We start from the raw sequence: 23779 nt of genomic DNA, 5'->3' as shown, positions 1-23779 counted from the left end.
TCAGGCTAAATGCGCAGCCCGCAGGCTCGATCCGTTCGTCGCGCAATGGACACGACGCCGGGTCTGCCGGTGTCGTCAGCGCCCCCGACCGGCGGCATGGCGGATCATCGCGTCCGTCTCGGGATCGGGCATGAGCTCACGGACCTCCTGCGCGCAACGGCACGCGGCCGCGGTCTTGGCAGCCCACGCCAGCGCGTCCTCGCGGGTGGCCACGTCGACGACCGAGAAACCGCCGACGACCTCCCTGGTCTCCGGGTAGGGACCGTCGGTGACCGTCCCGTCCGTGGCCACAATGCTCGCCTGCTGCCTCTCCAGTCCGCCGCCGAACACCCACACGCCGGCGGTCACGGCCTCCTCGACCACCGCGTGCGCGGCCTTGCCCACGTCGGGCCAGTCCTCGGCGGGGATGTGGTCCATCGCGCCCTCGTTGAACGAGATCAGGTACCGCGGCATAACACGACTCCCTCGTCCTGGCGGTCTCCTCCGACCGCCTCCTGCCTGTACTACGAACGGCTCGCCACGAATTCGACGCTACGCCGCACGGCCGGTTCGAGGGATCCCACCGGGGCCGCTCCCGATGGTCGTGCCCGGCGCTGTCACGGCGCGGGTTACGGTGTCGAATCGAAGAATCGAGAGGCCACTGCTGGCCGCCCTCGACCTGTTCGGGCGCCGCTGGAACCTCCGGACCATCTGGGAGTTGCGCCATGGGGTTGATCGTGGTGGATGCCTGTACTCGCGATGGACGAGGCGGTAGCCCGACCGCTGTCGTGATCGACGGCGATGCCGACCGCACCGACGACGAACGGCGCGCTGTCGCATCGACGGTCGGCACCTCCCACACCGCATTCGTCGACAGCAGCGGTGTGGCCCTGCCCCGCGTACGGTTCTTCACCACCGCGGGAGAACTCCAGAACTGCGGCCACGGCACCATCGCCGCGCAGGCCGTCCTGCTGCACCGCGACGGCCGCACCCAGCACCACGGCCACCAGAGCACCGGCAACCGAACCGTCGCCGTGAACGCCACCCGCCGGCGCGACGGCATCGAAGTCTGGTTCGAACAAGGCGTCATCGCGCTGTCGGACCGCGCCGAAGCGGCCAGCAGTGCCATCATCGCGGCCCTCGGTCTGACGCCGAGCGACATCGTCGCCGACGACCTGCGGGTCGCCTCGCCCGGCACGCCCCGGCTTCTCGTCCGTCTCCGCGAACGCCGGACGCTGTCAGCGATGCGGCCCGATCCGGCCCGGCTGGCAGCCGAGTGTCGGCGGCTCGGCTATCTCGGCTGCTTCGCCTACGTGCTCGCACCGGCCGTGGGACCAGCCACCGCCCGCATGTTCGCCCCCGCGATCGGTGTGGACGAAGACATCGTCAACGCCAACAGCGTCGGCTGCCTCGCCGCCCACCTGCTCGACACATCCCGCGCCAGCGACATCGAAGTTCACCAGGGCGACGCGCTCGGTCGCCCGTCAGCCGTCTTCGCCACCGCGACACAGACCCGAGACGGCATCGTGGCGAGAATCGGCGGCCTGGTTCACCACCCGAGGGCCCAGCGCAACGCGTTCGACCTGAGGGAGGTGCGGTGATGCGGGGAGACGACCGCCCACTGCCGGACCGCGCGGCCCAGACACTCGGGATGGCAGGTTGGACGCCACGCCGCCGGGTGGACGTTGGCGAGCGGAAGCAAGGCCTCGCCCCGGAGGGCTTTGCCATGCACGCTCCGGCTCGTGCCTTCCTGACCGAGTTCCGTCGGCTGGTCGTGCCGGTGAACGGTCCCGGTCGGGACTCCGCCCGCATTGGAGTACGGCTCGCCGTCACGGCACACCTCGCCGGAGGCGGTCCACGTACCGCCCAGCTGATCTCACGGGCTGCGCCACCCGCCTACCCGGCTGTACCGTTTCGCGAGTGGAACGGCTAGCGAACCGGCGCCGGGACCTCGCCGGATGGTTGGTGACGCCGCTGTTCACCCTCGTGGCGGCTCCAGTGTTGGCCGGCATCGTCGGACTGCTGGGAAAACTCGGGGACCACCACGGCCCGCCAGCGGTGTGCGAGAAGGCCGTGGCCGACAACATGTGCGAGGAGACCATCCTCGGGGTGGCCGGCATGCATGTGGCGATCTCGGGCGCCCTGTGGTTGCTGCTCTGGATCATCCCGTGGTGGCGAGGTCTTCGCACCGTGCGCGTTCTCGTCGCCGTCGCCGCGACCGTCGTTCTGGTACTCCTGCCGGTGCGGATGTTCGACTGGTCCATTCCGTACATCTGACAATCTGCGTCGCGTTCCGGAGGAACTGCTGGTACCTCTCGTGCCGCTCGAAACGCGGAGTTTGAGCTGTTGAGCGCAACCGGCAGGCGGGAGACGCCTGACGCCGCTACCGCTAACGTGGCCCTGCTCAGGCGCGTCGGCTGGTGCTGGGTGACCTCGGCGTGCCGACCGGTGCCTTCGCCGGAATGGCTAACCCCGCCGGCACCCACCGCGTCCAGTCTCCGGCCTTGTTGCCATCGACCAACAGCATGAACCCGCGACCGAGGGATTATGAGTGGCCTCGCGGCGGAAACTGCGCCCACTAGCTGCAACTACGGCCACAGTCGGGGCGACTCCACAGCACTGCAACCACTTGAACCGCCCTCGCTTCGCACCAGAGGCGGCACACGCGCTCTATGCCGATCCTTCGATCCCATGAGAACCTGAATCCTCGTGTGATCGCACGACTACCTACGGCTATCTAAGCTGGAGGCGCGCGTGGCCCAGATGTCGCTTTTCGGTCCCAGTGAGGCCGGACCTGACCCGAAGCCTGCCGACGACCGCATCGTTCGGCTACAACTGCTGATCACGGTTAAGGCTGCTCCGAACCCGTCGGAAAGGTACGGGGAAACCGTCTGCGTAGCTGGGCTGCGGACGGACGTGTTGAGGCCTACGTGGGTGCGCCTCTATCCGATCAATTTCCGGCACCTCGACAGCGACGAGGCGTTCAAGAAGTACGACATCATCTCGGTTGACGCCAAGCCGGCACGGCAGGATCAGCGGCGCGAGAGCTGGAAGCCGATCATGGACCGGATTCAGAAGGAGCGGTACCTCGACGGTTGGAGATCCCGACAGCCGTTGCTCGATCCGGCTATCGAGGATTCGATGTGCCGACTCAACCGCGAAGCTCAGGACCGCTCAGACGCAAAATCGTTGGCGCTCGTGCGCCCCAAGGAGGTTCTTGCTCTCAAGGTCACGCCGCACCCTGGCTGGACCGATGACGAGCAGCGCAAGATCGAGGCTTACGCGAGTCAGCCGGACCTCTTCAGCGGCCGGAGCAGAACCCCGCTACAGGCACCCCGGTTCAAAGCCGCGTACCACTACCGCTGTCACGAACACGGGTGCAACGGACACAAGCAACACGTCATCGACTGGGAGCTGGTGGCGCTGCAACGCCGGCTCGCTGGCTACTCGGACACTGCGCTGCGGGACGCTCTGGAGGCCAAGTTTCTGGGAGAGATGTGCGCGCCAAACCGCGACGTGGCGTTCTACGTCGGCAACCAGGCTAAGCGTGTGCGCGTCTTCAGCGTGCTTGGCGTGTACTGGCCGAAACGATAGGCATTCGGTCTTCGAGTGCTCGCATCACCACTTGGCGGTGGCACCGGCTCTCATCTGCCTCGAAGCAGAGCAGCGCTATCATCTCGCGCTGCGCTGTCTCGGCGAGCGCGTCGAGCGCAGCCAGAGACTCACCCTGCCGCAGCCGAGTCGCGTACACCGCACGCGCTGACTCCAACTCCTCCGGCGTCCCACCGAACCCAGGGCGATTCTCCTTCGGGTTGCCGAGTTCACGGCGGTGCTCGTACGCGATGCCCTGCGCGGCGAGCGCTTGCCCGAGGGCTGACTTGCTGAAGCCGCGCTTCCGAGAAATCGGCGTCATCCGGACATCGACCAGTCGCGTGACGCCCACGTCCACAAGGCCGGCCACGAACTCATCGATGGAGCGACCCTCGTAGCCGACACCCAGGATGCCGGCCTGGTGACTCACAGCTAACGTGACGCTCATCGGGACACCCTCTCACGACTTGCGTGTCAAGACCATCGGGACGGGCAATGATGTGCCCCCCCGCTTTGAACGCGAGTGGACTGCAAAGGCACGGGGTGCTTCTAGCTGGTGGGGCGGGCGGGACTCGAACCCGCGACCGAGGGATTATGAGTCCCCTGCTCTAACCGGCTGAGCTACCGCCCCGACACCGCGCGGATCTTATCCCGCTCGGCGGATCATGGGCCAGCACCGGTGTGGCCCCGCCTCATCCCCGCCGCCGTCGCCACAGCAGCACGATGGGCAACGCGAGGATAACAGTGAGCAGCCAGGCCGCTACGACGACGCCCCAGAGCCATTCCTCGCCCGGCTCGGTGCCGGCGGCGACCATGACGTACGTCAGTAGCAGGCTCACCGCGCCCGCCAGCAGGACGGCCACGCCGCTGACCACGATGGCCGCGATCTCCCACCAGGGGCGGTCGGCGGGCGTTGCGGCCGGCTGTTCGGCGGCCGACGGCTGCGGGATGGCGTCCGGTGTGCGGGCCGGCATGGCGATGTGCCGGTCGGCCGGCACCTGGGCGTCGATGACCGGAAGCGCCGCCGGGTGCAGGTTGAACATCGTCGGCTCGATGTGCAGCACGATGGCGTCCGAGCCGATCAGTTGCCGCGCGCCGTCGGGCCAGGCGAGCATCGCGGAGCAGTCGGCGTACCGGACGGTCAGCGGCCCGTCGGTGCCCAGGTAGGTCACCCCGTCCACGCCGATGCGGAGCGCGCCGGCACCCTGCTTCGCCGCGTACGTGGTGCCGTCGACCGTGTCGCTGGAGTGGGTGGGCGCCGCGACGAAGCCGGCCCAGTCGGCGCGGAGCCCGCCCGGCACCATGAGCAGCGCGGACGACGTCACCTCGCCGGCCACCTGGTGCAGGTCGGCGAGGCTGACGGCCTTCAGCTCGGCCCGGTGCTCGTCGATGCTGAAATTCGGCTCGCCGGTCAACACGTTGAGGGCGTACCCCGGCAGTCGCGCGGCGTCGACCTCGGCGGTGCCGAGCACGTCCTCCCGCTTGGCGACGGTGGCGTCCAGGTCGGCCTGCTCGATCCGCCCGACGCGCAGCTTCGCCAGCACGTCGACGAAGCCGCCGAGCACGGCGTCCTGCTTCTCCGCCAGCGCGTCGGCGAGCGCCCGCAGCGTGGCGTACCCGTCGCCGCGCGGCTCGTACCCCGTGGTGGTGGTGTAGGAGAGCCCGGACTCCTGGCGCAGCGAGCGGTACAGCTCCCGCTCCAGCACGCCGGAGAAGACGGCCGCGGCGGTGCTGCGCCGCACCACCGAGTCGAGCACCACGGCGCGGGCGCCGTTGACGAAGTACGCCGGGGTCTGCGGCAGCGCCGACGAGACCGCCGGCACCGGCTGCCGGACCCCGCTGGGCAGCGCCAGGCGTAGCCCGGCGGGCACCCGGTCGCCGGCGATCCAGAGCACCGCGTTCTCCCGGGTGAACGAGCGGGCCGCCCACTCGCGCAGGTGGTCCGCGGTGAGCGCGCCCAGGCCCCACTCCGGGTAGCTGCTCAGCCCGAAGTCCCGCGCGCCGTGTCGCCACAGCGGGATGTCGTCGATCGCGGCGGCGCCCCGGCTGCTCCACTCGGTGCGCAGGATGTCCTTCTCGACGTCCAGCCGCGCCACCGGCAGGTCGGACAGGTGCCCGCAGACGGCGGTCATGAACGCCGCGATGTCCGCCTCGGAGCCCTGGGTGTGGAACATGGTGAACGCCGGGGCGGTCACGCCGTTGACGTGGTAGTCGGCCAGGCCGAGCGGTGCGAGCGCGAGGTGCTCGATGAGGTGGGTGATGCCGGCGCGGCTGAGCGTCTCGTCTGCGGTGCCGACCCGGAAGGTCAGTCCGGCGCGCATCGGCCCGCCGGTGGGGGCGAGCAGCGTGGGCACCCCGTCCACGTCCAGGTGCTGGATCATGACTGGCCACCCTTCGCGTACGCCTTCGCTCGGTACTTCGTGAAGCCCTCGGCGTCGTCGGCGTAGGCCCAGGGGTATTCGGTGCCCAGGTTGCCCAGGGCGGTGAACTGGCTGGCGGCGGCGGGCCACTGTTCGGTGAGGCTGAACATCAGCGCGAACGTCGAGCGGATCCAGACCCAGCCCGGCCGGTCGACGAAGTCCGGGTGCAGCACGGATCGCTGCCCGGCCTGCATCACCTCGTCCACGACGGGCTTGCTGCGCACGTACGCGGTGCGTTCCCGGTCGGTGTCGAAGTCCAGCCAGCGTTCCAGGTGCGCCTCGGCGACCAGCACGGCGTTGGGCGCCCCGGCGGGAGCGGCCTGCGCGCACTCGCGGGCGAAGGCGAAGGCCCGGTCCCAGTCGCCGCTCCACTTCGGGCAGAGCTGCTGGAGCAGGGCCGCCTGTGCGGGGGCGTGGTGAGGGTGGTGCTGGGCGAGTCGGTCGTAGCGGCGGCGTGCCTCGTTCTGGCCCAGTTGCAGACCCCGGGCGATGATGATCCGTTCGGTCCAGGCGGCCGCGTCGTCGGGGTACCGGGCGGTGACGTCGATGAGCACCCGCTCGGCGCGACGCAGGTGCTCATGGAACTGTTCGAACTGCGACCGGCTGACGTGTCGGGCCCGGTAGGAGCTGCGGATCCGCCAGCCGTCGCAGATGAGGTGAGTGCCGTGCAGGGTGCCCGCCAGTCTGTCGGTGGGGTCGTCGTCGTACACGCGCTGCAGGAACGCCGCGGACCCGGCGTGGTCGCCGGCCTCCCTGACGAGCAGTGTGTGAAAGGCGGGGTCCCGGTCGGCGAACACGGCCCGGACGGCGGGCCAGTCGGCGGCGTCGAGCGCCTTGCGCAGGTCGTTGACCTCGGGGTACGCGGCAGCGGCATCGAAGGTGGGCGCCGGGAGGGGGGCGGGCATGGCGGCGATCATAGGTGATCAACTACGGCTGCGTGGCCCTCATTCGAGGCGGCTCAGCCGGCGCGCAACTCCTTCAGCACCGCCCCGGCGGCACGCCAGCCGCTGGCGAGAGCGCCCTGGATCGATGGGCTGTCGCGGTGGTCACCGGCCACGAACAGCCCCTCCCCCATCGACACGGGCTTGCGCAGCCGCCCCTGCGGCGGCGGCGCGGCGGGCAGCGCGTCCGGAACGACCACTGTGGTGAGGTGGGTCCAGTCGGCGGTGGATCGACCGTACAGCCGGGTCAACTCGGCCCGGATGGTCGACTCGGGCGGGGCCGTCGGACCCACCACCGACGTGGCCACGAGGTGCCGTCCGGCGGGCGCGTACGTGCTGACGGCGTTGCTGAACACCACCGTGTTCGCGACGATCTCCCGCCGGTCGCCGTCGACGAGCAGGATCGGCTCGGCGAGCGGCGGCTCGGGCGCGCTGTGGTAGTACGTGGTGTAGCTGTGCATGCGTACCGTCGCCAGGGCCGGCAGCAGCGCGGTCGCGGCGGGCGGGTCGACGGCGACCACGACGGCTCGGCATTTGATGTCGCCGGCCTGGGTGCGGACCCGGCCGGGCGCGACCTGCGCGACAGGGGTGTCCCGGTCGAGCAGGTCGGCGGGGAGCGGGTCGGCGATGGCCCGGGGCAGCGCGGCCATCCCCTCGGCGGGCAGACCGATCCGGCCGCGAGCGAACGAGCGCAGCACCATCGCGAGCACGTGGCTGGAGGTGGCCAGCTCCCGGTCGATGAACACGCCGGACAGGAACGGCCGCAGCAGCTCCTCGATGATCGCGTCGGAGAGACCGGCGCGGCGCAACGCCGTCTCGGCGGTGGTCTCCGGCGCGGAGAGCAGCCGGGACACCGGCAGCGTGGCGCAGCCGGTGGCGAGCGCGGCGAAGCGCAGCCGGTCGAGCAGCGAGCCCACGCCGGCCAGCGCGGTACGCGGCCCGCCGGCCGGCTCGCGCAGTGGGTTGACCAGCCGCAGCAGGTCGTCGCCCCGGCGCACCAGCACCCCGGACGTGAAGTAGCCGAGGTTGAGCCGGTCAGTGTCGAGCAGCGTGCCGAGCCGCGGGTAGGCCGTGTTGAGCACCTGGAAACCGCGGTCGATCAGATAGCCGTCGACGACGTCGGAGGCGACCCGGCCGCCGAGCCGGCCGCCGGCCTCCAGCAGCCGCCAGGGCACGCCGGCGCGGTGCAGCCGGCGGGCGGCGGCGAGGCCGGCCAGGCCCCCGCCGACGACGACCACGTCGGTCTCAGCCAGCATCGCGCGCCTCCCGCTCGCCGTTCGCCCGGGACAAGCGGCCCGGCCACCAGATCTTCGGCCCGATGTCGTACGCGAGCGCGGGCACCAGCAGCGACCGGACGATGATCGTGTCGATCAGTACTCCGATCGCGACGGCGGTACCCAGCTCGACGAGCACCACCAGCGGCAGGACGGCCAGGGCGGAGAAGGTCGCGGCGAGCACGATGCCGGCGGAGGTGATCACCCCGCCGGTGACGGCGAGGCCGGCGAGCACACCGGCGCGGGTGCCCCGCTTGACCGACTCCTCGCGGACCCGGCTCATCAGGAAGATGTTGTAGTCGATCCCGAGGGCCACCAGGAAGACGAACGCGAACAGCGGGAACGACGAGTCCACGCCGGGGAAGTCGAAGACGTGCCGGAACAGCAGCGCGCAGAGCCCGAGGGTCGCCGCGAAGCTGAGCAGCACCGTGCCGATGAGCAGCACCGGAGCGAGGAGGGCCCGCAGCAGCAGGGCCAGGATGACCGCGATGACCACCAGCACCACCGGGATGATGACGTTCTGGTCGCGCTTCGCGGCGTCCGAGGTGTCCACGTTGATCGCGGTGAAGCCGCCCACCACGGCGTCCGCGCCGGGCACCTGGTGTACGGCCACCCGCAGGTCGCGGATGGTCTGCTCGGCGCCGTCGCTGTCGGGCGGGTCGGCGAGCGTCGCCTCCAACTGCACCCGCCCGTCGACGACCTTGGGTGCGGCGTTCCGCTCGGGCGGGCCGGTCTGCGGGCCGCTGGAGAGCGGACGGACGTCGGCGACCCCGCGTACGCCCTGGGCCACCTGCGCCACCTGCCGTGCGCTCTGCTCGGTGGTGAAGATGGTTGCCGGACTGCCGGTGCCGGCCGGGTAGTGCCGGGCGATCACGTCCTGGCCGTCCACCGAGTCGGTGCGCTGGGTGAACAGGTCGGACTGGCCGAGGGTGGTGGCGCCGAGCTGGGTCAGGCCGAGCGTGAGCAGGGCCAGGACGACGGCGGTGCTCAGCCAGATCGGTCGGGCGTGCCGGGCCACGAAACCGGCGATGCGGCTCCAGATGCCGTGCTCGGCCTGCGGGTCGGCCTGGTCGGCACGGGGACGTCGGGGCCAGAACGCCCACCGGCCGCCGAGCACCAGCAACGCCGGCAGGAAGGTGAGCATCACCAGCAGGGTGGCCGCGATGCCGATGGCGGCGACCGGGCCGAGCGCCCGGTTGGAGTTGAGGCTGGACAGCAGCAGGCAGAGCAGGCTGACGATGACCGTGCCGCCGGACGCGATGATGGCCGGCGCGGCGCCCTTCCACGCGGTGCGCATCGCGTCCCACGGGCGGTCGTGCCGGTGCAGCTCCTCGCGGTAGCGGGCGATCATCAGCAGCGCGTAGTCGGTGCCGGCACCGAAGACCAGCACGGTGAGGATGCCCTGTGCCTGGCCGTTGAGCTTGACGATGTCGGCGTCGGCGAGCAGGTAGACGAAGACCGAGGCCAGCGCGTACGACATTCCGGCGGCCAGCAGCGGTAAGATCCACAGGACCGGGCTGCGGTAGACGATCAGCAGGATGATCAGCACCACCACCAGCGTGACGAGCAGCAGTGGCCCGTCGATGGCGGAGAAGACCTCGATCAGGTCGGCGAGCAGGCCGGCCGGGCCGGCGACGTCCACGGTGAGCCCGTCCCGGTCGCCGCCGGCGATGTCGCGCAACTGTTCGACGACCGAGCCGATCTCCTCGCCCTCGGCGTCGTCCACCGGCACGACGACCTGGAGTGCCTGGCCGTCCTCGCTGGGAATCGGCGGGGGCAGCGGGTTGACCACCCCGGGCACCTGGGCGAAGCGGGCGGCGTCGGCGCTCACCCGCTGCCGGTCCGCGTCGGTGATCCCTGCGGACCGCTCGTACACGACCAGCGCCGGCACGGTCTGCCGGTCGACGAACCCGCCGGCGAGATCCTGGGCACGGGTCGCCTCGGCGTCGGTGGGCAGGAAGGCTGCGTTGTCGTTGGTGGCGACCTCGCTGAGACGCCCGGCGTACGGGCCGGCCACACCGCCGATCACCAGCCAGGCCAGTACGACCGCCACCGCGACCAGTGTGGCCCGGCCGAAGCCCCCTCGTCCGGACATTGCGCTCACCCCAAGAATCGACGCATCAATCGACGCAGCTGGAGTCTAGGTCGACATCGACCATCCTGCCGGGCACGCGGCTCACAAGCGGCCCAAACCCCCCATTCCGCCCTGCACCCCGCAGCCCAAGATCGTCACAACTTCGGGGATGTTGCTGCCTCAGGCACGCGGGAAGCAGCAACATCCCCGAAGTTGCTGCCACGATCACGGGGGCCGGGCCCACCGGGGCGGGGGCGCGGGATGGGGGGACAGCAGAAACGCCCGTCGGCATGCTGCCGACGGGCGTTGGTGGAGAAGCTCCCCCGATTGGACTCGAACCAATAACCTGCCGGTTAACAGCCGGCTGCTCTGCCAATTGAGCTACAGGGGATCGTGCACCGCCTGGAACCGGATCTCGCCGGTGCCGTGCGACGGGACAAGAGTACAGGACATCCCCCGGTGGTGGTCCAGTGGGTTGTACCCGCATCCGCCTTGATCCAGATTCGCAGGTCAGCGCCACGGCTGGATCGCAATCGGGGCAAATCGCCATCCCGGCACAAGCAGGCTTGAGCGGGGAGCAGGATGGGTAGTTAGCTGCGGACAGAGGACGCAGGCGCGAATTTGTCGCGTCCGACGGGGCAACCCGCCGGAGCGACGGCGCGTCAGGTACGGAAGGAGCCGCCATGCGCGGAAAGATCATGTTTCTTGGCGGGCTGGCTGCGGGATTCGTCCTGGGCGCCCGTGCCGGCCGGGAGAAGTACGAAGAGCTCGTGGTCCGGGGCCGCAAGGTGCTCGACCACCCGACCGTCCAGGAGGCGGCCGGGGTCGCGCAGGCCCAGGCCAACCGGCTCTACAGCGAGGGCAAGGACAAGCTCGGCCAGACCAAGCTGGGCGAGAAGCTGGGCAACGGCAGCACCGGCAAGCAGGAGCTGACCGCCGCCGACGACGCGTTCGCCGGCACGCCCGCCACGGTGGGCGCCAAGGCGGGCTCCGGCTCGACGGGCAGCAGCACGGTCGGCACGACCTCCGGGTCGCCGTCGGCCACCACCCCCCGCACCAAGCCGTCCGGCTCGGGCACCAACGCCAGCACGCTCTGATCCATCGCACGTAGACCCATCGCACGTCGACGGGCCGGTCGCCGAGAGGCGACCGGCCCGTGGTCTGTCCGCGCTGTGGTCAGTCCTTGCTGCTGAACGCCGCGTCGAAGGCGGCGCTCGGGGCGTCGAAGGCGAGCCGGCGGACGAACTGCAGCGCCTCCGGGGCGCCGACCAGGCGATCCATCCCGGCGTCCTCCCACTCGACGGAGATCGGGCCGGTGTAGCCGATCGCGTTCAACGCCCGGAAGCAGTCCTCCCAGGGCACGTCGCCGTGCCCGGTGGAGACGAAGTCCCAGCCGCGGCGCAGGTCGGCCCAGGGCAGGTGCGAGGCGAGCCGCCCGCGCCGGCCATCGCCGGTACGTACCTTCGCGTCCTTGCAGTCCACGTGGTAGATCCGATCGGCGAAGTCGAAGATGAAGTTCACCGGGTCCAGCTCCTGCCAGACGAAGTGCGACGGGTCCCAGTTGAGCCCGAACGCGGGCCGGTTGCCGATCGCCTCCAGCGTCCGCTTGGTCGTCCAGTAGTCGTACGCGATCTCGCTGGGGTGCACCTCGTGCGCGAACCGCACCCCGACCTCGTCGAACACGTCGAGGATCGGGTTCCACCGATCGGCGAAGTCCTGGTAGCCGCGCTCGATCATGGACGGCGGCACCGGCGGGAACATCGCAAGGGTGTGCCAGATCGACGAGCCGGTGAAACCGACGACGGTCTTCACCCCGAGCTTCGCCGCGGCCCGCGCGGTGTCCTTGATCTCCTCGGCGGCCCGCTGGCGGACCCCCTCGGGCTCCCCGTCGCCCCAGATCCGGGCGGGCAGGATGTCCTGGTGCCGCTCGTCGATCGGATGGTCGCAGACCGCCTGACCGACGAGGTGGTTGGAGATCGTGAAGACCTCGAGGTTGTGCTTCGCGAGCGTCTCCCGCTTGCGGTCGACGTACGAGTCGTCGGCGAGCGCCTTGTCGACCTCGAAGTGGTCGCCCCAGCAGGCGATCTCCAGACCGTCGTAGCCCCACTCGGAGGCGAGCCGGCAGACCTCCTCGAACGGAAGGTCGGCCCACTGGCCGGTGAAGAGCGTGATGGGTCGCGCCATTGTCCTTCTCCCCTGATGTGATGGGGATTCCGTTGTGCGGACCGGGGCGAGGGTGACCGGTCAGACCGGTACGTGGCACCGAGGCGGAACACCGGTGGATGCCGAGCGCACCTGAGCCCGGCGGGTTGCGCCTCCCACCGGGTCACCGGCCACCGTCACGGTCGCCACCTCCACCCTATTTCCGTTGGGCCCCATCGCGAAAGCCCCGGATCGTCACTCGGCCGCTTCTTCGGGCGCGGGCAGGACCGCCCGGACGGTGAACCCGCCGCCGGGATTCGGGCCGGCGGAGAAGGTGCCGCCGACCCGCTCGGTGCGCCCGCGCACTGCGGCCAGCCCCTGCCCGGCGCCCCGGGTCTCCCCGGCCGGCGTCGCGGCATCGGCGCCGTCGTCGCGTACCTCGATGGTGACGCCCTCGGCGTCGTAGCGCAGCCGGACCGCCACCGCCGCGCCGGGGGCGTGTCGGCGCGCGTCGGCCAGCGACTCCTCGATGATCCGGTACGCCGCCACGTCGACCGCGCCGGGCAGCGGCCGGGGTGCCCCTCCGAGGCTCCAGCGCACGGGCTGGCCTGCGGCGAACTCCTCTGCCAGCGCGTCGAGACGGTTCAGGCTGGGAGCCGGCCCGGTCAACGGGTCGGGCTCCTCGGCCCGGTGCAGCGCTGCGCGCAGGCGGTGCCCCTGGGTCCGCGCCATCCGGTGCCATCGCGCGAAACGCCCCATGCTCGTCAAGGTACGGCAGCCTCCTGAGAGTGGGCCCGCGGCGTCCACGCAACGCGCCCAGCGGCACCGGCGGCTTCGGCCATGGATTGTCGAGAGGGGTATACCTGTGAGTCATAAATATGACTCACAGGTATACCCCTCTTCGGTGACATCGGCCTCGGCCAAGGACGCACCCGGTGAGGCGGAGCGCGTCCGGTGTCGCTGTGGTCGACACCAGGATCAGGTGATTCCCGGAACCGGTCGCCCCGGGTCGGGAGCGGGTGGCGCGCAGGGGCCGTCGGCCGTGACCGGCGGCCCCTGCGCGCTCAGTGAGCCCGGTGGGCTCGGTGCGTTCGGCAGGTCAGGGCAGGGTCCACTTCTGGTTGGCCGCGCCGTTGCAGGTCCAGAGGTGGACGACGGTGCTGTCCGCCGAGTTGTTGCCGGAGACGTCCAGGCACTTGCCCGAGGACGTGTTGCGCAGGCTGCCGTCGGACTGGGCCGCCCAGTTCTGCGCGCCGGTGCCGTTGCAGGTCCAGAGCTGGATCTTGGTGCCGTCGGCGGTGCCGCTGCCGGACACGTCGAGGCACTTGCCGAGCGCCTTGATCGTCGAGTTCGGCGTCACGGTCCAGGTCTGCGCGGTACTGCCGTTGCAGGTGTAGATCTGGATCTGCGTGCCGTCGGCCGTGGCGCCGCTGCGTACGTCCAGGCACTTGCCGGCGAGGCCCTTGACCGGGCCGACCCCGGTGCTGCCGCCGGTCCCCTTGACCAGGGTGAAGTCGTCCACGTCGAAGAGCCCGGTGCCGCTACCGCCAAACGTGAGGTAGAGGTTCTGGGTGCCGGACGGGACGTTGGACAGCGTCGTGGTGACGTTGGCGAACGTCGTCCAACTGCCGGTGTTGGGCACCGTGACCGTGCCGAGCACCGGACCGGTGGCCGAGCCGGTGCGGACCTGGATGGTGCCGCCCGCGCCGCCGGAGACGACCCGGGAGGTGAACGAGGTGACGCCGGTCAGGTCCACGCCGTTGTACGCCGCCCAGTCGCCCGGGTCGATGTAGCCGACGGTCTGCCCACCGTTGGCGCCCGCCTTGGTGAACGCGGAGACCCCGTTGGCCGAGCTGAACGACTCGGCCTGGATCGTGCCGGTCGGCGGCGGCGTGGTGCCCAGCTCCTTGATCCGGATGTTGCGGAACGAGGCGTCGTCACCGGTGCCGTGGTTCTGGATGCCGATGTGGCCGGCCAGCGACCGTACCGGATTGGTGTTGGTGAAGTCGTTGATCTTCACCCCGTTGAGGAAGATCTGCAGCCGCTCGCCCTCGACCAGCAGCTCGTAGGTGTTCCACTCCCCCGGCGCGTTGAGTGCGGCGTCGCGGGCCGCGAGGTCGGCGGACTTGAAGGTGTAGACCGAGCCGGTGGTGCGGTCGGCCGCGTCGGTGGCGTCGATCTGGATCTCGTAGCCGTTGTCCACCGCCGACCACGGGTCGCTCGACGGCGGGAAGCCGATGAACACGCCCGAGTTGTCGTCGCCGGCCAGCTTCCAGTCCAGCTTCAGCGAGTAGTTGGTGAACTGCTTGGCGCTGTACCAGTACAGGCCCATGCCGCCCACCGAGGTGAGGGTGGCGTCGGAGTTGGTGAAGTTGCCCGGCCCGGCCTGCGACCAGCCGGTGGTGGAGCCGTTGTAGAGCGGGGTGTAGCCGGTTTCGGGCCGGCAGTCGGCCTTGCTCCGGCCGGCCGCGTACCGGATGCCGCCGAGCAGGTGGGCCCGGAACGCCGGCTCGGCGTACGACGCCTGGGTGTGCCCGCCGCCGGTGTAGAAGGACCGGCCGCCGCTGTAGCTCTTGCACCAGGAGTGCGGGTGGTCGGCGCCCATGCCGCCACCGGAGTACGACGACTCGTCCAGGGTGGCCAGCACGTGTGCGGTGGACCGGGCGTTGGTGCGGTAGTTGTACCACTCATCGGTGCGGGTCCAGGTCTGCGGCAGGTGCCCGGTGGCCGCGTGCCCCCGGTCCTCCACCTTGACGTTGGCCTGCTGGATGGCAGGGTGCGAGGCGAACCACGCGCCGACCAGGTTGCCGTAGAACGGCCAGTCGTACTCGGTGTCGGCGGCGGCGTGCACACCCACGTACCCGCGGCCGGACCCGATGTACGACTCGAAGGCGGTCTGCTGGGTGGCGTTGAGCACGTCGCCGGTGGTGTTGAGGAAGACGACCGCCTCGTACTGGGCCAGGTTGGCGGTGGTGAACGCGGCGGCGTCCTCGGTGGCGGTCACTGTGAAGTTGTTCGCGGCGCCCAGGTCACGGATGGTCTGGATGCCGACCGGGATCGCGTCGTGGCGGAAGCCGGCGGTCTTGGAGAACACCAGCACGTCGTATGGGGCGTCGGCGGCGCTGGCCGGGGTGGCCGGGGTGGTACAGGCGATGACGGCGAGGACGGCGGCGCTCGCGCCGAGGACGTTTCGCAGGAGTCTGCGCATTGTCGCTCTCCTTCGGGACGGTGGGGAGGGGCTCCCGTGCGGTGGGAGCCCCTCCGCTCAGCTCAGGGCAGGGTCCACTTTTGGTTCGCGGCGGCGGTGCAGGTCCAGAGGTTCACCACGGTGCTGTCCGCGGAGTTGCTTCCGGAGACGTCCAGGCACTTTCCGGACGCCACGTTGCGCAGCGTGCCGTCGGCCTGCCCGGCCCAGTTCTGCGCCCCGGTGCCGTTGCAGGTGTAGAGCTGGATCTTGGTGCCGTCGGCGGTGCCGGCACCGGAGACGTCCAGGCACTTGCCCAACGACTTGATTGTGGAGTTCGGCGTGACCGCCCAGGTCTGGGCCGCACTGGCGTTACAGGTGTAGATCTGGATCTGCGTGCCGTCGGCGGTGGCGGCGTTGCGCACGTCCAGGCACTTGCCGCCCAGACCCTTGATCGGACCGGTCCCGCCGGTGGGGGCCGAGCCGGTGGTGAAGGTGAACGCGTCCAGGTCGTAGAGCGCGCCGGTGCCCGTACCCGCGAAGGTCAGGTAGAGCGTGGTGGTGCCGGTCGGCGGGTTGGTGATCGCCCCCGTGACCGTGGTGAAGGTTTCCCAGCCGCCGGTCACCGGGACCGTGGCGGAGCCGAGCACCGTGCCGGTGGCCGAGCCGGCCCGCACCTGGAGGGTGCCGCCGGCGCCCGCCGAGGAGACCCGGGCGGTGAACGAGGTGACGTTGCCGAGCCGGTACGGCTGGAACGCGATCCAGTCGCCGTTGTTGATGTCGCCGACGGTCTTGCCGCCCTCGGCCGGGGTCTTGCTGAACACGTTGATCCCGGACGAGCTGCCGAAGAACTCGGCCTGGCGGTGCCGCGGCGGCAGCGTGTGCTGGGTGTGCGTGGTCAGCCCACCGGCGTCGGTGTACTCGGCGTCGAAGATGGCGAAGATGTTCGCCGCGTCGTCGTGCTCACCGTCGACCGGGATGGTGATCGAGCCGGAGCAGCCGGTCTTCGAGGTGATCTGGTGCCCGTGCTGGTCGTGCCCGAGCACGTAGGTCATCTTGACCTTCGTGCAGTCGATCGTGCCGTCCTCCGGGTCGGTCACCGTGATGCTGTACGGCACGGTGTCACCGAAGCTGAACAACTGCCCGTTGCCGGGGTTGTTGATGGTCACCGTGGGCGCGGTGTTGCCGACGCTGATCTGCACGCTGGCGCTGCCGGTGGCGCCCTGCGGGTCCCGTACGGTCAGCGTGGCGGTGTAGGTGCCGTTCGTGCTGTACGTCTTCGTCGGGTTCGCCGTCGTGGAGGTGGTGCCGTCGCCGAAGTTCCACGAGTAGGTCAACGCCCCGCCCTCGGGGTCGGACGAGCCGGCCGAGGAGAACACCACGGTCAGCGGAGCCGCGCCGGAGGTCTTGTTCGCGCTCGCCGCGGCGCTGGGCGCCCGGTTGCCGCCGCCGACGTAGTCGAAGCGGTAGAGCGCCGAGTTGGCGTCACCGTTGAAGTAGCCGGTGCCGTAGTCGAGCACGTAGTACGAGCCGTCCGGGCCGAAGGCCGAGTCCATCACCTGCTTGCCGACCCATGGGAAGGTGTCGATGGTGCTCCGGGAGCCGTCGGAGTTGACGTGGATGGGCTTGATCCAGCCCCGGCCGAACTCGGTGGCGAAGAACTGGCCGTCGAACGACTGCGGGAACTTCGTGGTGGAGGTCGACGAGGCGTTGTAGCGGTAGACCGGGCCGGCCATCGGCGACTCGGAGCCGCCGCCGAACTCGGTCGGGGTGCCGGCGTCGCCGGCGTACCGGATCCACGCCGGCTGGGCCGGCGGCAGGGTGGTCAGGCCGGTGTTGCGGAACGAGTTGTTGGTCGGCCCGCCGGCGCAGTTGTACTTCGCTCCGCTGGCGTTGGTGGCGAAGTCCCACTCGTTGTACGTCTCGGTGGTGGTGTTCGTGCCGGTGCAGTACGGCCAGCCGAAGTTGCCCGGCGCGGCGACCCGGTTGAACTCGACCTGGCCGGACGGCCCGCGGGTGGAGCTGGTGCTGCCGGCGTCCGGCCCGTAGTCACCGACGTAGACGACGCCGGTGCCCTTGTCCACGCTGATCCGGAACGGGTTGCGGAACCCCATGGCGTAGATCTCCGGCCGCGTCTTCGCGGTGCCGGGCGCGAACAGGTTGCCCGACGGGATGGAGTACGTGCCGTTGGCGTTCACCTTGATCCGCAGGATCTTGCCCCGCAGGTCGTTGGTGTTACCGGCGCTGCGCTGCGCGTCGTACGCCGGGTTGCGGTTGGTCCGCTCGTCCAGCGGCGAGTAGCCGGCGGACTCGAAGGGGTTGGTGTCGTCGCCGGTGGACAGGTAGAGGTTGCCGGCGGCGTCGAAGTCGATGTCCCCGCCGACGTGGCAGCACAGACCGCGGTCGGCCGGTACGTCGAGGACGTCGACCTTGCTCGCCTGGTTGATCGTGAAGTCGCTGTTGAGGGTGAACCGGGAGAGGCGGTTCACTCCCTGCCAGGCCGAGAAGTCGGTGCCGGTCGCGGGCGCGTCACCGGCGGGGGTGGACAGCGGCGGCGCGTAGTAGAGGAAGATCTGCCGGTTGCTGGCGAAGTTCGGGTCGACGCCGACGCCCTGCAACCCCTCTTCGTCGTGGTTGTAGACCGACAGGGTCCCGATCACCGACGTGGTGCCGTTCGCGTCGGTGCGGCGCAGCGTGCCGTTGCGGGCGGTGTGCAGGACCGAACGGTCCGGCAGCACGGCCAGCGACATTGGCTCGCCCATGTCGGACACGCCGCGGGCGAGTTCGACCTGCTGGAAGTCGGTGGCGTTGATCGTGTGCGCCTCGGCCGGTGTTGGGCTGGCCGCGAGGGTGACCGTGCCGGCCGCGGCCACGAGGAGCAGGGCCGATCCGGTGGAGAGCCATCGTCGGGATCGACGAGGGGGTGCGTCCTTGTTGGACATCTGTGCTGTCCCTTCCTGACGATTGAAGCCAGGCCGGGCGCGCGCCGTCGCGCCGGATGCCGTAGCGGTGGTGGGGGTCGATGGGTTACCGCGCCGCCGGTTCACCTCGACGAAACAATGTCGTGTTGGCCCCGACACTAAGTCGCGCGTGTCGATGTGTCCATACCTTCCGACGATCCAGCATCAACTTTCGTCGATTTGATCGAAAGTTGCCGGGTCGGGTGCCGCCATCGATGCTGCCCGGTGGATCATGTTGACAGGTCCGATCGAGCCATGTCACTTTGATGCCTGCCAGATCGCGCTGGTAACCGGTGTGGAAACGGGGATGACTTGTGACACCTGCCAACGGGGGAATCGAATCGGCGGTGGGCCCACCGGGCCGCCGCGCCGCCTCGGCACTGCTGACCGCGACCGTCCTCCTTCCCCTTGGCGCCTGCGGCACCTCCGCCCAGGACGACGCCCGGGATGAACTGAACGAGCACATCGGCCAGGTCGCGGCAGACGCGACCGACTGGGCTGAACACGAGACCGGCGCAGGTGGCCTGCCCGACACCCGCCAGATCCTGGACCGTGTCGTGACCACCGTGGATGCCAACGCCCGGAGTCTCGGCTCGGAGGTCCGGGTCCCCGATCCCGACGGGACGGGCCAGCTCGGTGAGGTGCGCGTTGCCCTTGAGGGCAGCGGTTCGAACTGGCTCTGGTCGCAGGACGAGGCGCTGTACGTCTTCTGCGCGCGGTTCACCGTCAGCCGACAACCGGGGCGTCCGCGGGAGGTGTCGGCGAAACTGTTCGACTGCCCGCCCGACGCCGTCCCCTCCGGCTGGGACCCGACCGGGCCCTCCGTGCCGACCCCCACCGGCATCTCCTCCTGACCGACCCGAACCGCTGATCGTCCGAGGTAACTGGACGATCGCTCGGTCATGCGCCCGGTCAGGCAATCCAGCGCGGGACCGTCCGCGGCACCCACGGACGTCCGCACCCGTCCCGCGAGGATCCCCCACTCCGCGCCAGGTCCCTGGCGCGGTCTACCCCTCAGCAGGGAGAAACGCATGCATCCACGCACACCCCGCCGCGCCGGGCCGGCCCGTGCCGGAGTCACCCGACGGGCGCTGGCCGCGATCACCGCGGCACTGCTCATCGCCAGCGGTCTGACCGCCGTTGCCGCCTCGCCCGCGGTCGCGGCACCGACTCCGGACTCCGCCGCGCTGGGGAAGGATCCGTCGGCGGTCGCCGTGGATCCGGCACCACAACCGGCGCCGGAGATCGCTGCCGTTCCCGCCGAGGACCGCGACAAGCTGTTGCCACGAGGCTGGCGGAGTTCGACCGACCTGGCGTGGACCACGACCGGCGACAGCAACGGCTTCCACCTGTTGGTGGCAGAGGCACGGACGGGCTACACGTGGCGGACCGCCGCCACGCTGGTTGAGCCGACCATCAGCAGCGAGCAGTGGATCGGCAATGCCTGCCTCACCGCCTCCGGCCGGCGGGCTGTCGTCGTCTACCAGCCCCGGCACTTCACCAACCGTAGTCATCTCTTCGACCGTGGGGCATTCGCCGCTGTGGTCGACGTTCCGACGGGTCGGGTGACCAAGCTCGGGCTGAACGTGAGCATCGCCTACCACAACCCCGGCTGCGGCAACGGTGAGACGGTCACCCTGTCGCAGGGCGGCGCGAGCGATCTCGGGCAGACCCGCGTACACCTCATCGACACCACGACCGGACGCGTCATTCGGCGGCACCAGATCGCTGGCCAGGTAACGTCCACCATTCCATTCGGTGACAACATGGCCGCGGCGGAGGACGGCCAGTTGTTCGCCATCGCTTCGGACGGCTCGCGGCGCACCCTCGCCAAGACCGAAGGGGTGGGTGCCTTCCTACGGCCGGACCGGGACGGCGGCATCACCTGGCTGGAGGCCGCAGACGAGAAGACGACAGTGGTCCGGCGGGTACACCGCAACACGGTGCGGGAGCTGGCCCGAGGCCCGCTCACCGCAGTGGGCCTGGCTCGGGGCGCCGAGGGGCGGGTCTTTGTCACCGGCACACCCACGTCAACCGCCGAGCTGCCCGCCGCGGTGACCCGGGTGGCGGTGCCCGTATCGGCTGAACTGTCGACCCTCGGGCAACTCGCGGTGAGCCGGGCACCGGTCAGCAAGGGCACCGCGGCCGCGGTGCCGCCGACCGGAGAGGCGTCCGGGCTGCCGGTGAACCTGCGGGCCGACGTCCTGGCCACGAACAAACGGCTCACCTTCCGGGTGTCCATCGGCGCCCGGGCGAGCGACCTGCTCGACACGGGCCGACGCAGTGACCAGCAACTCAACAAGGTCTACGGTGCCGCGGCCACGGCGAGCGCGGCCGCCGGTTCCCCGAGCGATCCGGTCGACGCCGATCGCTACTGTTCGGTGCCCCGCAACGACCCCGGTACCCAGGTGGAACAGCCGCACTGGCGGCAGGTCGAGTGGGCGGCGAACCTGGCTGTCCAGGGCGCGCTGACCTTCCAGCGCCCGGCCAACTGGCATCAATCCGGACTGCCCGCCTGGTCACCGCAGGGAATCCTGCCACCGCTGGAACTTGCCGGCGGCGGCCGGGTACCGGCCCAGGTCATGCTCGGCATCCTCGCTCAGGAATCGAACCTCTGGCAGTCGTCCTGGCACGCCCTGGAGGGTGTCTCGGGTAACCCTCTGATCGGTAACTACTACGGCATCGAGGAGGAGCAGGGCTGGAACATCAACTGGGCCGACGCCGACTGCGGGTACGGCGTCGGGCAGGTCACCGACGGCATGCGGTTGCAGGGTAAGGGCAAGCCCGGTGAGGTCATCCGGCCAGCAAACGAGCAACGTGCCATTGCCGTCGACTACGCGACGAACATCGCCGCCGGTCTACGGATTCTGCAGGAGAAGTGGAACCAGACTTACAACCTGAACATCCGCATGAACGACGCCGACCCGGCCAACCCGGAGAACTGGTGGGCGGCGATCTGGGCGTACAACAGCGGGTTGAACCCGCAGGCTGTCACCGGCGGAACGGGTTGCTCGCCCGGACCGTCCTGCACGGACGACCGGGGCAACTGGGGCCTCGGCTGGTCGCAGAACATCGCCAACCCCGAGTACCCCTTCAACCGCACTCCCTTCCTCGACGGGGCCGTCGGTGAGGGTTCGCCGAGCGACGCCGCCCACCCCAACCAGTGGTCGTACCCCGAGAAGGTGATCGGATGGGCCGCCTATCCGATTGTCAAGTACGACTTCCGGCAGCCCGACGAGTACGAGGCGGGCTTCCTGCAGTCCTGGTGGACCAGTTCGGTCTACCGCAGCCAGTCCATCAAGCCGCCGCTGAAGACGTTCTGCAGCAGCGCCAACAACTGCTCGGCGACCGTCACCTCCACGTCCTGCGGGTACGCCGACTACCACTGCTGGTGGCACTGGCCGGCCGACTGGAAGCGGGGCTGTGCCACGGAGTGCGGCTATGAGAACCTGCGCTTCAGTCCAGGCTCGGCGGAGCCCGCACGAGGCACGCACTACCCGCCGAAGTGTCAGATCGACGGACTGCCCTCCGGTGCTCTGATCGTGGACGACCAACCGTCCTCGGTGGGCATCGTCCGCTCCGACCTGTGTCCGACACCGCTGACCAACCGGGGCACCTTCGCCATGCAGTTCAGTGGCAACTCGGCAGGCCTCTATCCGTCGAAGATCGATCTGCACCAGAGCGGTGGCGGCCTCAACGGCCACTTCTGGTTCGCGCACGAACAGAATGCCGCGACGGAGGCCACCGACCGGCTGAAGGTGACCGGCACCTGGCGGCTGGGCCAGAGCCTCAATCAGTGGAGCAGGGTCTTCGTGCACATGCCCAGCAATGGTGCGCACACCCAGCAGGCGCACTACACGGTCGACCGAGGCGCGAACATCACCGGTTCGCGATACAAGACCAGGACATTGGGCCAACGCCAGGGCACTGATCGCTGGGTGCCCCTGGGCACGTTCCAGTTCAACGGCGTACCGCAGGTCACGATGAGCAACGTCACCCGCAACGGCGACGTCGGGGTCGACAACGTGGCGTGGGACGCGGTGGCCTTCGTGCCGCTGACGGCAAAGCCGCGCGACTTCGTGGTGTCGCTCGGCGAGTCGTACGCCTCCGGCGAGGGGGCGGCCACCGATGCCTCGGTGGATTATTACCACGACTCCAACCACGACGGTGGCGGGAATCTCGAGTACCGCAACGGCTGCCACCGATCGCGGCACGCCTGGTCCCGCCAGGCGTGGCTGAAGGATGACCCGCAGCAACGTTCGATCGGGGCCCGAGCGGACGTGTTCGATCCCACGATGGATTACCACCTCCTCGCCTGCTCCGGCGCCCGGACACACAATCTGCTGCCCAGCGGGGAAAACCCGATCAGCGGACTCAAGGTCGTTGACCCGACGACCGGCCAGCCGTTCCAGACCGCGTGGGGCACCACGGCTCGACAACAGCGCCGGGAGGTCTCCCAGCTCGACAAGGGATTCCTCGACGAGAACACGACACTGGTCACCCTCTCGATCGGTGGCAACGACGTGGAGTGGTCCGCCGCGCTGCAGAACTGCATCATGTTGCCCATACCGTGCCAGGACGCAGACATCGACGGCCATCGAGCAGCGGACTACGTGCCGCAGCTCATGCAACGCGAGGGCCGGGAGTCCGTCATCACGACACTGCGCGCCATCCGCACCCTGGCGCCCAACGCCCAGATCATGCTGATGGGTTATCCACAACTGTTGTCGGATGACGCCAACTGCGTGGAGTGGCTCGGGTACGGGATCTCCGATTCGGAGGCCGCCTGGATGAACCAGTTGGCCGTCGAGTTGTCCGACGTTCTCCGTGAGGTGGCAGTCGCCGCGAACAGTGCGGGCGGCCGTGTCAAGTTCGCCGACCCGATCCTCAACGGCGACTTCGAGGGCCAGGGCGTCTGCGGGAATCCGGAAACCATCCACGGCATCGTCGTCGCGAAAACCGCCGGTGAGGACCATTCCAAGACCACGAACCCGTCTCAGCAGACGTTCCATCCGAAGATCAGTGGTGCGACCAACTACGCACGAGTGCTGAACCGGGAACTGCGGAACATCGGTCTGTAAGAAAGGGTCAGGGGCGTGGGGGGGGGGGGGGGGGGGCCGCGGCGGGCGCGCGGCGGGGGGGCCCGCCCCCCCCCCCCCCCACACCCGGCACACCACCACAACCCCCCCCCCCCCCCCACCCCCCACCCAAACC

The 23779-nt window shown here is 69.8% G+C and carries 17 protein-coding genes and 2 tRNA genes; 7 read left to right on the top strand and 12 right to left on the bottom strand.

What is annotated here, in order from left to right; translation table 11 throughout:
- Positions 1-75: 75 nt before the first annotated feature.
- Positions 76-453 carry a YciI family protein gene (locus ACGGAQ_RS10540; RefSeq protein WP_393046896.1) on the bottom strand — a complete coding sequence of 126 codons (378 nt, stop codon included), beginning with the start codon at positions 451-453 and terminating at the stop codon, positions 76-78.
- A gap of 251 nt (positions 454-704) precedes the next feature.
- On the opposite strand from ACGGAQ_RS10540, the gene ACGGAQ_RS10535 reads away from it, so the two are divergent.
- The 4 genes from ACGGAQ_RS10535 (at position 705) to ACGGAQ_RS10520 (ending at position 3573) form a co-directional block, all read left to right on the top strand.
- Positions 705-1580 (top strand): PhzF family phenazine biosynthesis protein, encoded by an 876-nt coding sequence (locus ACGGAQ_RS10535; protein ID WP_393046894.1) that lies wholly within the window; start codon positions 705-707, stop codon positions 1578-1580.
- On the top strand, positions 1580-1912 hold the full coding sequence (locus ACGGAQ_RS10530; RefSeq protein WP_393046891.1) for an SUKH-3 domain-containing protein: 333 nt from the start codon (positions 1580-1582) through the stop codon (positions 1910-1912). The genes ACGGAQ_RS10535 and ACGGAQ_RS10530 overlap by 1 nt, the downstream gene beginning before the upstream one ends.
- 32 nt (positions 1913-1944) lie before the next feature.
- On the top strand, positions 1945-2256 hold the full coding sequence (locus tag ACGGAQ_RS10525) for a hypothetical protein (protein ID WP_393046888.1): 312 nt from the start codon (positions 1945-1947) through the stop codon (positions 2254-2256).
- 477 nt (positions 2257-2733) lie between these two features.
- Positions 2734-3573, top strand: a complete 840-nt coding sequence (locus tag ACGGAQ_RS10520) for a hypothetical protein (protein WP_393046886.1) — start codon at positions 2734-2736, stop codon at positions 3571-3573.
- Here the strand turns inward: ACGGAQ_RS10520 and ACGGAQ_RS10515 are convergent.
- The 7 genes from ACGGAQ_RS10515 to ACGGAQ_RS10485 all read right to left on the bottom strand — a co-directional run bounded on the left by ACGGAQ_RS10515 (position 3539) and on the right by ACGGAQ_RS10485 (position 10670).
- Positions 3539-4018 (bottom strand): DUF488 family protein, encoded by a 480-nt coding sequence (locus ACGGAQ_RS10515; protein ID WP_393046883.1) that lies wholly within the window; start codon positions 4016-4018, stop codon positions 3539-3541. The two genes, ACGGAQ_RS10520 and ACGGAQ_RS10515, sit on opposite strands and share 35 nt — an antisense overlap.
- A 106-nt stretch (positions 4019-4124) precedes the next feature.
- Positions 4125-4201, bottom strand: a tRNA-Ile gene (locus ACGGAQ_RS10510).
- Positions 4202-4262: 61 nt separating this feature from the next.
- Entirely contained in the window at positions 4263-5951 is a 1689-nt protein-coding gene (locus tag ACGGAQ_RS10505) for an insulinase family protein (protein WP_393046881.1), read from the bottom strand.
- The gene (locus ACGGAQ_RS10500; RefSeq protein WP_393046878.1) at positions 5948-6895 is read right to left on the bottom strand and encodes a hypothetical protein; all 948 of its coding nucleotides are present in this window, start codon (positions 6893-6895) and stop codon (positions 5948-5950) included. The genes ACGGAQ_RS10505 and ACGGAQ_RS10500 overlap by 4 nt, the downstream gene beginning before the upstream one ends.
- Positions 6896-6948: 53 nt before the next feature.
- On the bottom strand, positions 6949-8187 hold the full coding sequence (locus ACGGAQ_RS10495) for an FAD-dependent oxidoreductase (protein WP_393046875.1): 1239 nt from the start codon (positions 8185-8187) through the stop codon (positions 6949-6951).
- A complete protein-coding gene (locus ACGGAQ_RS10490) occupies positions 8177-10300 on the bottom strand; it encodes an MMPL family transporter (protein ID WP_393046872.1) in 2124 nt (707 codons plus the stop codon). Before ACGGAQ_RS10490 ends, ACGGAQ_RS10495 begins: the two co-directional genes overlap by 11 nt.
- A gap of 297 nt (positions 10301-10597) precedes the next feature.
- A tRNA-Asn gene (locus ACGGAQ_RS10485) sits at positions 10598-10670 on the bottom strand.
- Between the two features lie 292 nt (positions 10671-10962).
- Between ACGGAQ_RS10485 and ACGGAQ_RS10480 the strand changes: the two genes are divergently transcribed.
- Positions 10963-11376: a hypothetical protein gene (locus ACGGAQ_RS10480; protein ID WP_393046869.1), complete on the top strand. Its 414-nt coding sequence runs from the start codon at positions 10963-10965 to the stop codon at positions 11374-11376.
- Between the two features lie 79 nt (positions 11377-11455).
- Here the strand turns inward: ACGGAQ_RS10480 and ACGGAQ_RS10475 are convergent, their stop codons facing one another.
- The 4 genes from ACGGAQ_RS10475 to ACGGAQ_RS10460 all read right to left on the bottom strand — a co-directional run bounded on the left by ACGGAQ_RS10475 (position 11456) and on the right by ACGGAQ_RS10460 (position 18547).
- Positions 11456-12463 (bottom strand): sugar phosphate isomerase/epimerase family protein, encoded by a 1008-nt coding sequence (locus tag ACGGAQ_RS10475; protein WP_354854580.1) that lies wholly within the window; start codon positions 12461-12463, stop codon positions 11456-11458.
- A gap of 213 nt (positions 12464-12676) precedes the next feature.
- The gene (locus ACGGAQ_RS10470; protein WP_393046866.1) at positions 12677-13180 is read right to left on the bottom strand and encodes a sensor histidine kinase; all 504 of its coding nucleotides are present in this window, start codon (positions 13178-13180) and stop codon (positions 12677-12679) included.
- 340 nt (positions 13181-13520) lie between these two features.
- Complete coding sequence (locus tag ACGGAQ_RS10465) at positions 13521-15629, bottom strand: ThuA domain-containing protein (RefSeq protein ID WP_393046863.1); 2109 nt, start codon at positions 15627-15629, stop codon at positions 13521-13523.
- Between the two features lie 62 nt (positions 15630-15691).
- On the bottom strand, positions 15692-18547 hold the full coding sequence (locus ACGGAQ_RS10460) for a PQQ-dependent sugar dehydrogenase (RefSeq protein WP_393046861.1): 2856 nt from the start codon (positions 18545-18547) through the stop codon (positions 15692-15694).
- A gap of 332 nt (positions 18548-18879) precedes the next feature.
- Between ACGGAQ_RS10460 and ACGGAQ_RS10455 the strand changes: the two genes are divergently transcribed.
- Together ACGGAQ_RS10455 and ACGGAQ_RS10450 are read left to right on the top strand one after the other, a co-directional pair.
- Complete coding sequence (locus tag ACGGAQ_RS10455; RefSeq protein ID WP_393046858.1) at positions 18880-19419, top strand: hypothetical protein; 540 nt, start codon at positions 18880-18882, stop codon at positions 19417-19419.
- Between the two features lie 177 nt (positions 19420-19596).
- Positions 19597-23646: a hypothetical protein gene (locus ACGGAQ_RS10450; protein WP_393046855.1), complete on the top strand. Its 4050-nt coding sequence runs from the start codon at positions 19597-19599 to the stop codon at positions 23644-23646.
- Positions 23647-23779 lie beyond the last annotated feature (133 nt).

It is taken from the genome of Micromonospora sp. NPDC047557 (assembly GCF_043205095.1).
Taxonomy (GTDB): domain Bacteria; phylum Actinomycetota; class Actinomycetes; order Mycobacteriales; family Micromonosporaceae; genus Micromonospora.
This window is presented reverse-complemented; position numbering and strand designations above follow the sequence as displayed.